The sequence below is a fragment of the Catenulispora pinisilvae genome (assembly GCF_015356865.1).
Classification (GTDB): domain Bacteria; phylum Actinomycetota; class Actinomycetes; order Streptomycetales; family Catenulisporaceae; genus Catenulispora; species Catenulispora pinisilvae.
The window spans coordinates 1-440 of the sequence record NZ_JAAFZA010000602.1 but is presented as its reverse complement, the minus strand read 5'-3'; the positions used below and the strand labels follow the sequence as shown (position 1 = coordinate 440).

The 440-nt window shown below is 64.5% G+C and carries 1 protein-coding gene; it reads right to left on the bottom strand.

Annotated elements, in window-relative coordinates; genetic code table 11:
* Positions 1-440: AMP-binding protein (locus IZR01_RS49575; protein ID WP_194927931.1), on the bottom strand; the 440-nt coding region annotated here is incomplete at both ends.

The window sequence follows — 440 nt, the reverse complement described above, 5'->3', positions numbered from 1 at the left end:
CGGTCAGCCGGATACTCCGGATCCACCGGCAGATAGGCAGCACCAGACTTCAGAATCGCCAACAACGCCACAACCAGCTCCACCGAACGCGGCAACGCCACCGCCACCAGCGACTCCGGACCAGCACCCCGCGCCACAAGCGCCCGCGCCAAACGATTCGCCCGAACATTCAACTCCGCATACGAAACCTGCTCACCCTCGAACGCAACGGCAACAGCCTCCGGCGAACGCCGCACCTGCTCCTCAAACAGACTCACCAACGTCGCATCAGGCACCGCATGAGCTGTGTCGTTCCACTCCGTCAGTACCTTGTGACGCTCGGCCGCATCGAGCATCGGGATCGAGTGCAGGGGCAGGCTCGGTTCGGTGGCCGCCGCCTGCACCAGGCGCTGCAGCCAACCCAGCATCCGCTCCACCGTGGCGGCATCGAACAGATCTGT